At 69.7% G+C, this 15254-nt stretch carries 16 protein-coding genes; 8 read left to right on the forward strand and 8 right to left on the reverse strand.

Annotated elements, in window-relative coordinates:
- Positions 1-170 precede the first annotated feature (170 nt).
- From WFG93_RS02900 to WFG93_RS02915, 4 genes are all read left to right on the forward strand, one after another.
- Positions 171-1493, forward strand: coding sequence for a quaternary amine ABC transporter ATP-binding protein (locus WFG93_RS02900; protein ID WP_336644810.1), 1323 nt, complete (start codon positions 171-173; stop codon positions 1491-1493).
- Positions 1493-2419, forward strand: a complete 927-nt coding sequence (locus WFG93_RS02905; protein ID WP_336644811.1) for an ABC transporter permease — start codon at positions 1493-1495, stop codon at positions 2417-2419. Before WFG93_RS02900 ends, WFG93_RS02905 begins: the two co-directional genes overlap by 1 nt.
- Positions 2420-2481: 62 nt before the next feature.
- Positions 2482-3387 (forward strand): glycine betaine ABC transporter substrate-binding protein, encoded by a 906-nt coding sequence (locus WFG93_RS02910; RefSeq protein WP_336644812.1) that lies wholly within the window; start codon positions 2482-2484, stop codon positions 3385-3387.
- 154 nt (positions 3388-3541) lie between these two features.
- Positions 3542-5008, forward strand: a complete 1467-nt coding sequence (locus tag WFG93_RS02915) for a lipase maturation factor family protein (RefSeq protein WP_336644813.1) — start codon at positions 3542-3544, stop codon at positions 5006-5008.
- A gap of 130 nt (positions 5009-5138) precedes the next feature.
- Here the strand turns inward: WFG93_RS02915 and WFG93_RS02920 are convergent, their stop codons facing one another.
- The 3 genes from WFG93_RS02920 to WFG93_RS02930 all read right to left on the reverse strand — a co-directional run bounded on the left by WFG93_RS02920 (position 5139) and on the right by WFG93_RS02930 (position 7950).
- Positions 5139-6062: a Gfo/Idh/MocA family protein gene (locus WFG93_RS02920; protein WP_336644814.1), complete on the reverse strand. Its 924-nt coding sequence runs from the start codon at positions 6060-6062 to the stop codon at positions 5139-5141.
- Between the two features lie 191 nt (positions 6063-6253).
- Entirely contained in the window at positions 6254-7102 is an 849-nt protein-coding gene (locus WFG93_RS02925) for an SMP-30/gluconolactonase/LRE family protein (protein ID WP_336644815.1), read from the reverse strand.
- Positions 7099-7950, reverse strand: a complete 852-nt coding sequence (locus tag WFG93_RS02930) for a hypothetical protein (RefSeq protein ID WP_336644816.1) — start codon at positions 7948-7950, stop codon at positions 7099-7101. The genes WFG93_RS02925 and WFG93_RS02930 overlap by 4 nt, the downstream gene beginning before the upstream one ends.
- A gap of 118 nt (positions 7951-8068) precedes the next feature.
- Between WFG93_RS02930 and WFG93_RS02935 the strand changes: the two genes are divergently transcribed.
- The 3 genes from WFG93_RS02935 to WFG93_RS02945 are packed head-to-tail and all read left to right on the forward strand — an operon-like array spanning position 8069 to position 10204.
- Complete coding sequence (locus WFG93_RS02935) at positions 8069-8233, forward strand: hypothetical protein (RefSeq protein WP_336644817.1); 165 nt, start codon at positions 8069-8071, stop codon at positions 8231-8233.
- Positions 8234-8237: 4 nt separating this feature from the next.
- Positions 8238-9935 carry an FAD-dependent oxidoreductase gene (locus WFG93_RS02940; protein WP_336644818.1) on the forward strand — a complete coding sequence of 566 codons (1698 nt, stop codon included), beginning with the start codon at positions 8238-8240 and terminating at the stop codon, positions 9933-9935.
- Positions 9932-10204 (forward strand): metal-sensitive transcriptional regulator, encoded by a 273-nt coding sequence (locus WFG93_RS02945; protein ID WP_336644819.1) that lies wholly within the window; start codon positions 9932-9934, stop codon positions 10202-10204. Before WFG93_RS02940 ends, WFG93_RS02945 begins: the two co-directional genes overlap by 4 nt.
- Positions 10205-10354: 150 nt before the next feature.
- Here the strand turns inward: WFG93_RS02945 and WFG93_RS02950 are convergent, their stop codons facing one another.
- Positions 10355-10705: a TraR/DksA family transcriptional regulator gene (locus WFG93_RS02950; RefSeq protein ID WP_336644820.1), complete on the reverse strand. Its 351-nt coding sequence runs from the start codon at positions 10703-10705 to the stop codon at positions 10355-10357.
- 228 nt (positions 10706-10933) lie between these two features.
- Here WFG93_RS02950 and gnd point away from each other — a divergent pair, with 228 nt between their 5' ends.
- Positions 10934-12019, forward strand: coding sequence for a phosphogluconate dehydrogenase (NAD(+)-dependent, decarboxylating) (gene gnd / locus WFG93_RS02955; RefSeq protein ID WP_336644821.1), 1086 nt, complete (start codon positions 10934-10936; stop codon positions 12017-12019).
- 119 nt (positions 12020-12138) lie between these two features.
- On the opposite strand, the gene WFG93_RS02960 is transcribed toward gnd, so the two are convergent.
- From WFG93_RS02960 to purL, 4 genes are all read right to left on the reverse strand, one after another.
- Entirely contained in the window at positions 12139-12327 is a 189-nt protein-coding gene (locus WFG93_RS02960; protein ID WP_336644822.1) for a hypothetical protein, read from the reverse strand.
- Between the two features lie 88 nt (positions 12328-12415).
- On the reverse strand, positions 12416-12712 hold the full coding sequence (locus tag WFG93_RS02965; RefSeq protein ID WP_336644823.1) for a DUF7882 family protein: 297 nt from the start codon (positions 12710-12712) through the stop codon (positions 12416-12418).
- A gap of 32 nt (positions 12713-12744) precedes the next feature.
- Positions 12745-12888: a hypothetical protein gene (locus WFG93_RS02970; protein ID WP_336644824.1), complete on the reverse strand. Its 144-nt coding sequence runs from the start codon at positions 12886-12888 to the stop codon at positions 12745-12747.
- Entirely contained in the window at positions 12885-15206 is a 2322-nt protein-coding gene (gene purL / locus WFG93_RS02975; protein ID WP_336644825.1) for a phosphoribosylformylglycinamidine synthase subunit PurL, read from the reverse strand. Before purL ends, WFG93_RS02970 begins: the two co-directional genes overlap by 4 nt.
- Positions 15207-15254 lie beyond the last annotated feature (48 nt).

Below are 15254 nucleotides of genomic sequence, written 5' to 3' on the forward strand. Positions count from 1 at the left end.
CGAGCTGTGCACGAAGAGGCGTGGGCGTACGGTCGATGTTCTTTGCGAGGATCCGAAATCCCCGTCTGTGCCGTCAGTGCAGTGTCTGTCGAAGCGGCCCCGTGAACGTCACCCGGGCGTGACCGAAGTGGCTCATCGAGACCCGAAGAATCGATGAGCACGGGGGCAACGTGTCCGATACCGCTCTTGAAGCGCGCAACATCTACAAGGTCTTCGGCCGCAATCCGCAGCAGGCAGTGAAGCGTCTGAAAGCCGGTGAGACCCGCACCGAGGTGCGCGACGCCGGTACCGCAGCCGTGATCGACGCCAGCTTCACGGTGAATCGCGGCGAGATCTTCGTGATCATGGGGCTCTCCGGCTCCGGCAAGTCCACCATCATCCGCATGCTCAACGGCCTGCACGACGCGACCGCGGGCGAGATCACCATCGAAGGCGACGCCATCACCGGCATCCCGACCTCGCGGCTGCGCGACATCCGCCGCGACCGGGTGTCGATGGTGTTCCAGCACTTCGCCCTGCTGCCGCACCGCACGGTCGCCGCGAACGTCGCCTACCCGCTCGAGCTCAAGGGTGTCGGCAAGACCGAGCGCCTGCGCAAGGCCGACGAGATCCTGGCCCTGGTGGGTCTCGACGGCTGGGGCGACAAGCTGCCCAGCGAGCTGTCCGGTGGCATGCAGCAGCGCGTCGGCATCGCCCGCGCGCTCGCCGCCGACACCGACATCCTGCTGATGGACGAGGCGTTCAGCGCCCTCGACCCGCTCATCCGCCGCGAGATGCAGGAGCAGCTGGTCGAGCTGCAGGCCAAGCTGCAGAAGACCATCGTGTTCATCACGCACGACCTCAACGAGGCGATGTTCCTCGGCGACCGCATCGCCGTCATGCGCGACGGACGCATCGTGCAGATCGGCACGCCCGAAGACATCCTCACCGACCCGGCCAACGACTACGTGGAGCAGTTCGTGCAGGACGTCGACCGCGCTCGCGTGCTCACCGCCGCCAACGTGATGGAGCGCCCGCGCCCTGTGGTCGCCGAATCGGCCGGTCCGCGCACCGCGCTGCGGCAGATGCGAGATGCGTACATGTCGGCCACCTACGTCGTCGGCCGCGACCGCAAGCTCATCGGCATCGTCACCGACCGCGACGCGGTCAAGCTCGTGCGCCGCGGCGAATCGTCGCTCGCGTCGATCATCAAGCCGGTGCCGCAGAAGGTGAACGAGGACGAGGTGCTGATGAACCTGTTCATCCCCTCGGTCGAGTCGCCGCTGCCGCTGGGCGTGACGGATGCCGAGGGGCGCCTGACCGGTGTCATCCCGCGCGTCACCCTGCTCGCCGCGCTCGGCCCCGGCCCGGGCGCCACCGGCGAGCTCACCCTGCCGCTCGAGCCGATGCCGCAGACCGTGATCGATGAGGTGCTCGCCGAGGCACAGGATGCCGTCGACGCGGCCGGCAGCAACGACACCGAGCCCGCGAACGACACCGAGGAGGTGCGCTGATGGATTTCCGCATTCCGATCGGAACCTGGGTCGCCGGCATCGTCGACTGGGTCAAGATCAATCTCGACGGCCTGCTCGACCGCATCGCCTTCGTCTTCGGCTTCCTCGTCAACGGCCTGACCGCCGGCCTGCTGTCGGTGCACTTCCTCGCGATCATCGCGATCGCAGCGCTCATCGCGTGGCTGGTGCGCTCGTGGCAGCTCGCGATCGGCACCGCCGTCTCGCTGCTGCTGATCGTCGGCATGGACCTCTGGGTTCCCGCCATGCAGACCATGTCGCTCGTGCTCGTCGCCACGGTCGTCGCGGTGCTGATCGCCGTGCCGCTGGGCATCTGGTCGGCCCGCAACGCCACCGTGCGCGCTCTGCTCAAGCCGGTGCTCGACTTCATGCAGACCATGCCCGCCTTCGTCTACCTGATCCCGGCGATCGTGTTCTTCGGCATCGGCGTGGTGCCCGGCATGGTGGCGACGATCATCTTCGCGCTGCCCCCCGGCGTGCGACTCACCGAGCTCGGCATCCGCGGCGTCGACAGCGAGACCGTCGAGGCCGGCCAGGCGTTCGGCGCCAAGCCCGGGCAGATCCTGCGCGGCATCCAGCTGCCCCTCGCGATGCCCACCATCATGGCCGGCATCAACCAGGTCATCATGCTGGCCCTGTCGATGGCGGTCATCGCCGGCATGGCCGGCGCAGACGGCCTGGGCAAGATGGTCGTCGAGGCGATCTCGACGATCAACATCGCCAAGGGCGTCGAGGCGGGCCTCGGCGTGGTGCTGATCGCCGTCTTCCTCGACCGGGTCACCGCCGCGCTGGGCACGCCCGCCGAGAACCACGCCTCGCTGCTCGGGCTGCTGGCGCGTCGCCGTGAGGCTCGGCGCCGTGCTGCGGCATCCGCTGCTGTTCCGGATGCCGTGCTGCAGCCGGCCTGATCGGCATCCCGAATCGCACTCACAACCCGCACTCACATACGTAACGCAAGAGAGAAGAGAACATGAAGAAGAAGCTCACAGCACTGCTCGCCCTCACCGCCGTCACCTCGCTGGCGCTCACCGGCTGCGCCTCCGGTGGCGCGGGCGGCACCGGCGGCACCGGCGACGCCGACCAGGGCACGAAGGGCGACAAGGGCACGATCACCCTCGGCTTCCTGCCCTCGTGGACCGACGGCCTCAGCACCGCCTACCTGCTCGAGAACAAGCTCGAGGAGCTGGGCTACAACGTCGAGATGAAGACCCTCACCGACGCCGGCCCGCTGTACACCGGACTCGCGCAGGGCGACGTCGACATCTACCCCTCCGCGTGGCCCGAGGTGACGCACGCCTCGTACATGGAGGAGTACGGCGACAAGATCGAGGATCTCGGCGCCTACTACGACAACGCCAAGCTGACGATCGCGGTGCCGGAGTACTCCGAGCTGAAGTCGATCGAGGACCTCAAGGGCAAGGCAGCGCAGTACGACGGCAAGATCATCGGCATCGAGCCGGGTGCCGGCCTCACCAAGGCCACCACGGCCATGCTGCCCGAGTACGGTCTCGATGGCGAGTACGAGCTCGTCACCTCGTCGACGGCCGCGATGCTCACTGAGCTGAAGAAGGCGACGGATGCCAAGGAGGACATCGTCGTCACGCTGTGGCGTCCGTTCTGGGCCAACAACGCCTTCCCCGTGCGCGACCTGGAGGACCCGAAGGGCGCCATGGGCGAGACCGAGGCGCTGCACTTCCTGGCGACCAAGGGCTTCAGTGAGGAGTACCCCGAGGCCGCGGAGCTGATCGGCGACATCAAGCTGAACGACGAGCAGTACGGGGACCTCGAGGACCTGGTCGTCAACGAGTACGGCGAGGGCAAGGAGCGCGAGGCCGTGCAGGCGTGGCTGGAGAAGTACCCCGACGTCCTGAAGTGATCGCCTGACCGGTTTCCGGTTGCGAAACGGGGGCCGACACGCCAGATGGCGGACGGAACACGGCTTTCTGTCCGACATCTGGAGTGTCGGCCCCCCGTTCGTCTCACCGCGCAACCCCCTGCAGCTCCCGCGGACGTCGTCGTAGCGTGTCGGCATGGACGGATTCGCCGCCGTCGACTTCGGCTTCGCCCGCGAGGTGCTGCAGCGGGGCATCGCGGCGCTCTACCTGGTCGCGTTCCTCTCCACGCTGAACCAGTTCCGCCCCCTGCTCGGCGAGCGGGGACTGCTGCCCGTGCCCGACCTGATCGAATGGGTGCGCGCATCGAAGACACGGCGCCGGATGCTGCATCCGACCCTCTTCACCCGCATCCGCTACACCGACCGGCGCCTGGTCGCGCTGTGCTGGACGGGCATGGTCATCGCGGCGCTGCTCGTCGTCGGCATCCCGCAGCTCGCGCCGCCCTGGGTGCCGATGCTGTGCTTTCTCGCGCTGTGGTTCGGGTACCTGTCGATCACGAGCGTGGGGCAGACCTTCTACGGCTTCGGGTGGGAGATGCTGCTGGTCGAGGCGGGGTTCCTCGCGGCGTTCCTCGGCTCGCGCGATCAGCCGCCGCCGACCGTGATCATCCTGCTGTTCTGGTGGCTGGTGTTCCGGCTCGAGTTCGGCGCCGGCATGATCAAGATCCGCGGCGGGCGGGAGTGGCGGGATCTGACCGCGCTGATGTACCACCACGAGACGCAGCCGATGCCCGGGCCGCTCAGCCGGCAGGCGCATCTGCTGCCGAAGTGGTTCCACAAGGGGGAGGTGCTCGGCAATCACTTCGCACAGCTGGTCGTGCCGTTCTTCCTGTTCGCGCCGCTGGCGACTATCTGGCTGCCGCCGCCGCTCGAAGGACCTCTGCTGCTGGTGGGCGCGATCGCCGCGACCATCGTCATCCTCACCCAGCTGTGGCTCGTACTCACCGGCAACTTCGCGTGGTTGAACTGGGCGACGATCGTGGTGGCGTTCTCGGGCGTCGGCTTGGCCTGGGTCCCTGAGCCTGTCGAAGGGCCGAACCCCATCCCCCTCTACTGGCTCATCCTGACCTCGGCGGTCGGGCTGCTGGTGATCGTGCTGAGCTGGCCGGCGCTGCGCAATCTCTTCGCGCGCCGCCAGCTGATGAACGCGAGCTTCAACCGCTGGCAGATCGGCAACGCCTACGGCGCCTTCGGCACGGTGACCAAGCAGCGCATCGAATACGTGATCGAGGGCACGACGGATGCCGACCCCGAGAACGCGACCTGGCACGAGTACGAGTTCAAGGGCAAGCCCGGCGCGGTGCGACGTGTGCCGCCGCAGTGGGCGCCGTACCACCTGCGGCTGGACTGGCTGATGTGGTTCCTGCCGCTGGGTCGGTCGCTCGACGACTGGTTCACGATGTTCCTCGTGCGGCTGCTGCAGGCCGATCCCCCGACCCTGCGGATGCTGCGCCACGACCCCTTCCACGGCGAGCGGCCTAGGTGGGTGCGAGTCGTGTCGTACCGCTACCGCTTCGCCACCCGCGCGGAGCGGCGAGCGGACGGCGCCGTCTGGGTGCGCGACCGCCGGCACGTGCTGGTGCGCCCCTTCGGCATCCAGTGACCGGGCCCCCGGACCGTGTCACGAACCGGGGGCCGACACGCCACATGTCGGACGCTTCACGGCATCCGGTCCGACATCTGGAGTGTCGGCCCCTGGAACGCAACGCTACCGGGCCTCCGGAACGCAACGATCAGAAGGTCACCGGCCGCCGCGCTGCCAGCGATGCGTAGGCGGCGTCCACCAGGGCGACGGCGGCGAGGCCGTCCTCGGGGGTGACGCGCGCGTCGCGGCCGGTGCGGATCGCCTCGACGAAGTCCGCGAGCTGCGCGCGGTAGGGCGCGTCGTCCTCGGGCTCGGCGTCGGTGTCGAAGCGCAGGATGCCGTCGGCGCCGGCGCCGGCGACCTCGACCTGCGAGCGGAACGGGGTGCCGGGTTCTAGCCAGTCCGCGCGCAGGTGACTCATGGCGCCGTTCGCGTGGGTGAGGGTGACGTGCGCCGACACCGGCGGGGTGACCTGCCCGCCCACGGCCGGCGGATCCTGCGTCGCCGAGACCTCCACCACCGACCCGGCCAGCCACAGCGCCTGGTCCAGGTCGTGGATCATCAGGTCGCGGATGAGGCCTCCGCCGGCATCCTCCGCGTAGAACCAGGCCGCGTCGGGTGCGGCCACCGTCCGGCGAAACGTCAGCTCGGTGAGCGTGCCGACCTCTGGGATGCGCTCGTGCAGCATCCGGTAGCCCTCGAAGTAGCGCACCACGTGCGCGGGGAACAGCCGCACCCCCGCGGCGCGCGCGGCGTCGATCATCTCCCTCGCGTCGCTCGCGGTCGTGGCGAGCGGCTTCTCGCACACCACGTGCCGGCCGCTCGTGAACGCCGCGCGCGCGACGTCCGGATGAGTGGGAGTGGGGCTGATGATGTCGACGACGTCGACCCGGTCGATCAGCGCGTCGAGTCCGTCGACGATCCGGAGGCCGTGCTGCGCGGCCAGTAGGTCGGCATCCGTGCGGCGCAGGATGCTGACGTCGGCGCCGAGCGTCAGCCAGCCCTCGATGTGCGGCGGAGCGATGCCCCCGGCCCCGACGATCCCGACCCGAAGCACCCCGGTGTTCTCCATGGTCCCGAGCCTACGACGCCCGCTCCCATCCGCCGAGACCCCTGGTTGCTGCCGACACCCCCGTCCGCGGACGTCCACAGCCGGGGGTCTCGGCGCGAACTGGGGGTCTCGGCGAAGGAGGGCGGGGACTCAGCCGCCGGTCGGAGAAGGAGGGCGGGGCGCAGCCGCCGGTCGGAGGAGGAGGGCGGGGCTCAGCCGCCGAAGGGCAGGGTGGGCTGACCGCGCACGCCGAGGTCGACGGCGAACAGCGAGCCGGCCGCCGTGCCGTGGTCGGGATCCAGGCCCTGCGCGGACGTCGTGATGAACAGCGTGCGCAGCCCCTCGCCGCCGAACGTGCAGGCGCTCACCTGCGGCACCGGCAGCGGGATGCTCTCGATCAGGCTCCCCGAGCTGTCGTAGCCGTGCACCGCGGAGCCACCCCACAGGGCGACCCAGACGCTGCCGTCGGCGGCGACGCTGAGCCCGTCGGGCGCGCCCGTATCGGAGGGGATCTCGACGAACGGACGGCGATCGACCAGCTCGCCGTCCGAGACATCGAAGACGTCGACGCGGCCGGTCGCGGTGTCGGCGTAGTAGGCCTGCTGGCCGCTGGAGGTGAACGCGATCCCGTTCGAGATGGTCACCGCATCCAGCACCGTGCTCGTGTGCAGTTCTGTGTCGATCAACTGCAGCGAGGCCGCGCCGGGTGCGGAGTCGTATGCCATCGACCCCGCGAGCATCCGGCCGGACGGGTCGCAGCATCCCTCGTTCATGCGCACCGCGGGATCGTCGATCAGGTGCGCGACCGCGCGGGTCTCCCCGTCGGGCTCATCGGCCAGGTGCAGGGTGCGCGCGCCCATCGCGGCGAACCCGCCCGTGCGGCGTGGGCGCACGAACGCGAGGTACTCGTCGTCGACGTGCTGGCGTCGCACACCGTCGTCGCGCAGGGTGAGCAGGTCGCCCGCCGCGGCATCGAGCCATCGCAAGCCACCCCATGCCGCCGCCCACACTGGTCCTTCGGCATGGTGGGCGATCGGGCCGGTGAGGTTCTCGACGTTCATGGCAGGGGCTCCTCCCGTCGCAGCGGCATCGGCTGCGAATCCGGTTGCGGCTGCGAACCCGGTTGCGGTTGCGGCTGCGTGCGCGGCGGGGGAGGTGCGGATGCCGGCGCCGCGGCGATCTGCCCGGCGACCTTCTTCTCGAGGACGTCCACCGCCTCGTCCGAGAGCAGGATCAGTCCGTCGAGCTCCTCGCGGACGCGCTTGTAGGCGAGGTTGCGCTCGGCCTGCGTCGCGGCCTCGTCGAGCGCGACCTGCAGCATGTGCTGTGCGCGGTCGAGGCGCTTGCGCTCGTCCTCGCTGAAGTTCGAGTCGCGCAGCCGACGGGCGTCGCGCTCGGCCACGTCGAAGGCGACGGCGTAGGCGCCCACGGCGTCGAGGTACTCCGCGATCTCGGTCTCGGTGAGTCTCGCGTCCGCCTTGGCCGGGCGCAGCGTGTCGGCGGTCTTCTTGGCGCGCAGGAACGCAGCGGTGAGGGGCTGGCGTCCGTCGCTCATCGCGGGGAAGGCGATGAGCTTGGCGACGTCGAGCTCGTAGTCCAGCCAGCGCGCGGTGATCTCATCGTGTTCGGCGAACAGACGCTCGAGCAGCTGCGTGGACGACGTCCGCTCCTGCGCGGCAGCCTGTCGCGCGCTCGGACGGTGCGGCGGGGTGATGCTGCCGCCGCGCGCGGCGAGCTGCGCGGCCTTGATCTCGCCCTTCAGGCGCAGGGCCTCGAGTCGCCGCTCGTGCCGGCGCTTCGCCGCGCGCTCCCACGACTTGCCGATGCCGCCGGCGACGCCCATGAGCGGGAAGACCAGCCACCAGTAGTCCTTGGCGAAGTCCCAGAAGCCCTGGATGAACGGTTCCATGATGTGCCCAGCCTACTTCTGCGCGTCGCGCGCACCAGAGTCTCCTCAGGCGGCGCTCAGTTATACCCCCGGGGGTATCGGTTACGCTCGTGCGGTACCCGATCCGAGGAGGAAACCGATGTGTCGAGCGGTCACCTGCCGCACCTGTGGCAAGACGACGTGGGCCGGCTGCGGCCAGCACGTCGACAGCGTGATGGCCGGCGTGCCGTCGAACCGGCGCTGCCGCGGACACGAGGACGAGCCGCGCGCGGGTCTGCTCGCCTGGCTGTTCGGGAAGAGCTGATCGCATGCGCGTGATCATCATCGGCGGCGTCGCCGGCGGCATGTCGGCCGCGACCCGGCTGCGACGGCTCGACGAGCATGCCGAGATCATCGTGCTCGAGCGCGGAGACCACGTCAGCTTCGCCAACTGCGGCCTGCCGTACTACGTCGGCGGCGTGATCGCCGAGCGGAGTTCGCTGCTCCTGCAGACTCCCGAGTCGCTGCGGGCGCGCTTCGCGCTCGACGTGCGCACCGGGGCGGAAGTCGTCGCGATCGACCGGGATGCCCGCACCGTCGGCATCCGCGATGTGCGCACCGGTGCGATCACGCAGGAGCCGTACGACCACGTCGTCTTGGCCGCGGGAGCCACCGCAGGTGATCCGCTCGGCGGCGGCCCCGGCGCGCCCGTCGTGTCGACGCTGCGCACCGTCGACGATGTCGACCGCATCGCCGCCGCACTCGCCGCGCACCCCGAGGCGGGCCGCGACGCCCGCGCCGTCGTCGTGGGCGGAGGCTTCATCGGCCTCGAGGTGGTGGAGAACCTCGTGCACCGCGGCATGGCGGTGACGCTCGTGCAGCACGGCGCGCACCCCATGAGCCCGCTGGATGCCGAGATGGCCGCGCTCGTCGTGGACGAGCTGCGCGCACACGGCGTCGATCTGCGACTGCGCACCTCGGTCGAGGGGCTGGATGAGGCAGGTGTGCACCTCGACGACGGCACGGTCGTGCCGGCCGACATCGTGATCGATGCCAGGGGCGTGCGCCCGGCGGCATCCCTCGCCGTCGACGCGGGGCTGGCCATCGGCCCGACCGGAGGCATCGCCGTCGACGCATACCAGCGCACCAGTGACCCGCGCATCCTCGCCGTCGGCGACGGCGTCGAGAAGATCGACGCCGTCTCGGCAGAGCCCACGCTCGTCACCATGGCAGGCCTCGCCAATCGGCACGGCCGCACCGCCGCCGACGCCATCGCCGCCGACAACGGCCTGCTCGGCGATGCTCCCGAAGACGCCCTGCCCGCGCTCGGCACCGCCATCGTCGGGGTCTTCGACCTCGCCGTCGCGATGACGGGGTGGAGCGAGAAGAAGCTGCGCGATGCCGGACGCGCGCATCGCGTCATCCATGCGCACCCCGCCGATCACGCCGGCTACTACCCGGGCGCCGAGCGGCTCACCATGAAGCTGCTCGTCGACCCGACGACCGACCTCATCCTCGGCGCGCAGGTGATCGGCCGGCGCGGCGCGGACAAGCGCATCGACGTGATCGCGGTCGCCATCCAGGCCGGCCTCACCGCCTCGCAGCTCAACCGGCTTGAACTCGCGTACGCCCCCCAGTTCGGGTCGGCGAAGGACCCGGTGAACATGCTCGGCTACATCGCCGACAACGCCGCGACCGGACTGACCGAGAGCATCCAGTGGCATGAGCTCGACGCGGTTGTCGCTGACGGCGCGCACGTCATCGATGTGCGCAGCGCCGCCGAGCACGAGGCCGGAGCCATCCCGGGCAGTGCGAACATCTCCGTCGACGACCTGCGGAACCGGCTCGATGAGCTTCCCGCAGGCGAGCTGATCGTGCACTGCCAGGTGGGTCAGCGCGGGCACACCGCCGCTCGCTTGCTGCGTCAGCACGGTCGCCGCGTGCGCAACCTCGACGGTGGATACCTCACCTGGTTCGCCGGACAGCAGATGACCGTGCCGCAGAAGAACGTGAAGGAGCTGGCATGAACAGCGCACCCGAAGAAGAGATCCGTCGCGTCGTGAACCGCCTCAAGCGGGCGCGCGGACAGCTGAGTGCGGTGATCGATGCGATGGAGACGGATGCCGACTGCCGCGACGTGGTCATCCAGCTCGCCGCCGTCAGCAAGGCCATCGACCGCGCCGGATTCGCGGTGATCAGCACGGCGATGAAGAACTGCCTGATCGACGGGCGGGACGCCGACGACGACGGCCCGACGGTGGCCGAGCTGGAGAAGCTGTTCCTCACCCTCGCCTGACCGCTCAGCGCCCGGTTGGGGTTACGTTTCGGGGGCCGACACTCCACATGTCGGACATTCTCACGGGATCCGTCCGACATCTGGAGTGTCGACCCCTGTTTCGTCTCGGCTCGTGGCGGGCGAGGCGGAACGGGGCCGGCCTGCCCGGTGTCAGCGTCCGGCTTTCTCCGCGCACGGCACGCACAGCCGCGCGAACGGGCGCACCTCGAGCCGACCCTCGGGGATCGGCCGCCCGCACGCCGCGCAGATGCCGTACTCGCCGGCATCCCACCGCTGCAGCGCGTCGTCGTACTGCCCCACCTCATCCTTCGCTGCGTCGGCGAGGGCCGACAGCCGTGACCACTCTGACGACAGCGTGACGCCTTCGGGGTCGTGCTCGTCGTCGTCGTTGGATCCCTGGCGGTCGTGCACGAGCTCTGCCAGAGCGGATGCCGCGTGCGCGGCGCGCGCGACGGCATCCTCCCGCTGCGCGGCGAGCGACTCGCGACTGACCCCGGCCATGCCCCTCACCCTAACTGCGTTCGACGTTCACGCCGGTCGAGGAGCCCAGTGTCGAGTATGGCGGCCGGATAACCGGCATCCGGCTCCCCGGCACCGGTCGCGCGGCACCCGCAGCCGTCCCCCGCGCCACCCGCAACGCGAACAATGCCACATCCTCGCGCCCGTCGCAGGGGCCTTGCCCGATCACGCGGGCTGCGTGACGATGGTGGTCTCGAAGCGATGGGAGACATGATGCAGCTGGGAATGGTCGGCCTCGGACGAATGGGTGCCAACATCGTGCGCCGCCTGATGCGCGACGGGCACGAGTGCGTGACTTACGACGTCAACCAGGAGGCCGTAGAGGCGCTGGCTGCCGAGGGCGCCGTCGGGGCATCTGATCTGAAGGACTTCGCCGGCAAGCTGCAGACCCCGCGCGTGGTGTGGGTCATGGTGCCCGCCGGTCTCACCGGACGAGTGGTCGACGAGCTCGCCGAGGTGCTCGAAGAGGGCGACATCATCATCGACGGCGGCAACTCCAACTACCGCGACGACGTCCGCCGGGCCGCGCAGCTGCGCGAGAAGGGCCTCGAGTTCGTCGATATCGGCACGAGCGGTGGCGTGTTCGGGCTCGAGCGCGGGTACTGCCTGATGGTCGGCGGTTCGGATGCCGCCTTCGCGCACATCGAGCCGATCCTGCGCACCATCGCGCCAGGGCCCGGCGAGATCGAGCGCACCACCGGCCGCAGCGGCGACCTGACGCCCGAGGAGCAGGGCTACCTGCACTGCGGTCCGGCCGGCGCAGGGCACTTCGTGAAGATGGTGCACAACGGCATCGAGTACGGCATCATGGCCGCGATCGCGGAGGGACTGAACGTCCTTCAGAACGCCGATGCCGGCGTGCGCGAGGCGGAGCACTCGGCCGAGGTGGCTCCGTTGGAGAATCCGGAGTTCTACCAGTTCCCCATCGACACCGCGAAGGTCACCGAGCTGTGGCGCCGCGGATCGGTGATCTCGTCGTGGCTGCTCGATCTCACGGCTGCCGCGCTGAACGACAACCCGGCTCTCGACGGCCTCGCCGGACGCGTCTCCGACTCCGGTGAGGGGCGCTGGACGGTCAAGGCGGCGGTCGACGTGGGCGTGCCGGTGCCGGTGCTCGCCTCCGCCCTGTTCGAGCGCTTCGCGTCGCGCGGTGAGGACCACTTCGCCAATCAGGTGCTCTCGGCGATGCGCCTGCAGTTCGGCGGGCACAAGGAGCTGCCCGCTGGTGACCAGCTCGAGGCCGGCGGGCGCAAGTCCGACTCGACCGACGGTCGCGCCGCCAGCATCGAGAAGTAGGGTCGGCGCAGAGTTCGCGGGTCCGGTCTGGTCGTCTCCAATACTCTGAGCCGACCAGACGGGACCCGCGAACGTGATGCGGTGCGGGCGCGCGAACACCGTCGCGCAGCCCCCGGATGCTACTCCCCGGCGTTGCGCTCGTCGGTGCCTTCGGCGCTGTGCTCGCGTACGGCCTCGTCGTCGACGTGCGCCGGCGGCGTGTCCATGAGGTAGGTGCGGTCGTCGTTGGGGTCGCCGGTGCCGTCGTCCATGCCGTTGGAGAGCAGCTTCTGCTCGTCGGTCTCGCGGTCGGGCGTGCTGTCGCTCATGCTGACTCCTTCGGTTGAGTACGTGCCAGCATCCTGCTCCTGCCCGCACGCGTCGAGAGCCTTGACACGCACCCGCCCGGAGAGACCCTCAGTCGTCGAGCTGATCGAGGATGAGCTCCCCGCGGGCGTTCAACTTGTCCATCATCGCCGTCAGCCGCTTCGAGTCCACCGGCGGTGTGACATCCGCGTCGAGCTCGATGATCAGCGGGATGGCAGGATGCATCCATGCAGTCATGCGGCCCGCGGGATTCTTCTGAGCCGGCCAGGTCATCAGGAAGCTCTCCTGGCGCCGCAGCTTGGTGGCGATCACGACCTTCAGATGCGCAAGAGTCTCGTCGTCGATCTCGATCGGAGGGCGCGAGCTGTTGTACTCCAGGGTTCCCATGGGGACATGGTACGTCTCGGCCGCCTGCTGCGTCAGCCGAACAGCAGAGTCAGCGCGGTCACCCCGCCGCCGCCGATGATGAGCGCGGCGATCGTGACCCAGGCGACGAAGCGGATGCGGCGGTTGCGCCGCTCGCCGAGATCGCCGTAGTCCTCGTCAGTGGACGCGCCGCTCATGCGACGGGCTCGGCCACGGTGGGTCCGAACACCGCCGGCAGCGTGCCGCGCGAGGTCTCGCGCAGCTCGTCGACCGTGACCGTGAACACGTCCTGCACCTCGAGTGCCGGCTCGGTGTCGGTCACGCCGATGCGCAGCACCGGATAGTCGCGTCCCTCGCACAGCCCGCGGAACTTCACGTCGTCCTCGCGGGGCACGGTTACGATCACGCGGCCGGTCGACTCCGAGAAGAGCGCGGTGGCGGCATCCACCCCGTCGCGCTCCATCAGCTCGGTGAGCCACACGCGCGCGCCGACGCCGAAGCGCATGACGCCTTCGGCGAGGGCCTGGCCGAGCCCGCCCTCCGACAGGTCGTGGGCCGACGAGATCAGCCACTCCTCGCGCGCCGCGCCCAGCAGACCGGACAGGCGCTTCTCTGCCGCGAGGTCGACCTTCGGCGGCAGCCCGCCGAGGTGGTCGTGCACGACGTCGGCCCAAGCCGAGCCCGACAGCTCGGTCGCGGTCACGCCCAGCAGGTAGATGTTCTCGCCGGCGTCCTGCCAGCCCGAGGGGATGCGACGCGAGACGTCGTCGATGATGCCGAGCACGCCGACCAGCGGGGTGGGGTGGATCGGCACGTCACCGGTCTGGTTGTAGAACGACACGTTGCCGCCGGTGACCGGGGTACCCAGCTCGTAGCATCCGTCGGCCAGACCATCCACGGTCTGCCCGAACTGCCACATCACCTCGGGGTTCTCAGGCGAGCCGAAGTTCAGGCAGTCGGTGATCGCCGTCGGGGTGGCGCCGGTGACGGCCACGTTGCGGTACGCCTCGGCGAGGGCGAGCTGTGCACCCGCATACGGGTCGAGCTGGCAGTAGCGCCCGTTCGCGTCGGTAGAGACGGCGAAGCCGAGGCCGGACTCCTCGTCGACGCGCACCATGCCGGCGTCGTTGGGGAAGGCGAGCGCGGTGTTGCCGCCCACGTAGTAGTCGTACTGGTTGGTGATCCAGCTGGTGTCGGCGAGGTTCGGCGAGCCGAGCAGCTGCAGGAACTGGGTGCGCAGCACGGCCGGGTCGTCGGTGCGGGGCAGGGCCTCGGCGACATCCGCCTGCAGCGCGTCGATCCACGTCGGATATGCGACCGGACGGTCGTAGACCGGGCCGTCGACGGCGACGGTCGACGGGTCGACGTCGACGATGCGCTCGCCCTGCCAGTCGATGACGAGGCGGCCGTCGCCGGTGACCTCGCCCAGCACGCTGGTCTCGACCTCCCACTTGCCGACCACCTCGAGGAACGCGTCGAGCTTCTCGGGCGCCACGATCGCCATCATGCGCTCCTGCGACTCGCTCATCAGGATCTCTTCGGCGGTGAGCGACGGGTCGCGCAGCAGCACGTTGTCGAGCGAGACGTGCATGCCGCTGTTTCCGTTCGCGGCGAGCTCGCTGGTCGCGCACGAGATGCCCGCGGCGCCGAGGTCCTGAATGGCCTCGACGAGCTCACGCTGGTACAGCTCGAGGCAGCACTCGATGAGCACCTTCTCGGCGAACGGGTCGCCGACCTGCACGGCGGGGCGCTTGGTCGGGCCAGCAGCATCGAAGGAATCGGATGCCAGGATCGACGCGCCGCCGATGCCGTCGCCGCCCGTGCGGGCGCCGAACAGCACGACCTTGTTCCCGACGCCGGTGGCGTTGGCGAGCTTGAGGTCCTCATGGCGCAGCACGCCCACCGCGAGCGCGTTCACGAGCGGGTTGGCCTGGTAGACGGCGTCGAAGACCGTCTCGCCGCCGATGTTCGGCAGGCCGAGGCAGTTGCCGTAGAAGCTGATGCCGCTGGTGACGCCGTGCACCACGCGCGGGGTGTCGGGGTGGTCGATGGCGCCGAAGCGCAGGGCATCCATCACCGCGACCGGGCGGGCGCCCATCGAGATGATGTCGCGCACGATGCCGCCGACGCCGGTCGCGGCGCCCTGGAACGGCTCGATGAAGCTGGGGTGGTTGTGCGACTCGGCCTTGAAGGTGACCGCCCAGCCCTCGCCCACGTCGACGACGCCGGCGTTCTGGCCCATGCCGACCATGAGACGCTCGCGCATCTCGTCGGACACCTTCTGCCCGAAGCGGCGCAGGTAGTTCTTCGACGACTTGTACGAGCAGTGCTCCGACCACATCACCGAGTACATCGCCAGCTCACCCGAGGTGGGGCGGCGCCCGAGGATCGTCTTGATCTGCTCGTATTCCTCGGGCTTGAGCCCGAGCGCGCCGTAGGGCTGCTCCTTCTCAGGAGTCGCGATGGCGTTCTCGACCGAGTCGGGAACATGCTGACGAGAGGCAGGAGTGGTCACGCGGGCTCCAGAAGAAGAGGGAGGCGGGGCGCGTCCAGTCTACCGGCG

Origin of the sequence: Microbacterium sp. USHLN186 (assembly GCF_037145155.1) — a bacterium.
Classification (GTDB): domain Bacteria; phylum Actinomycetota; class Actinomycetes; order Actinomycetales; family Microbacteriaceae; genus Microbacterium.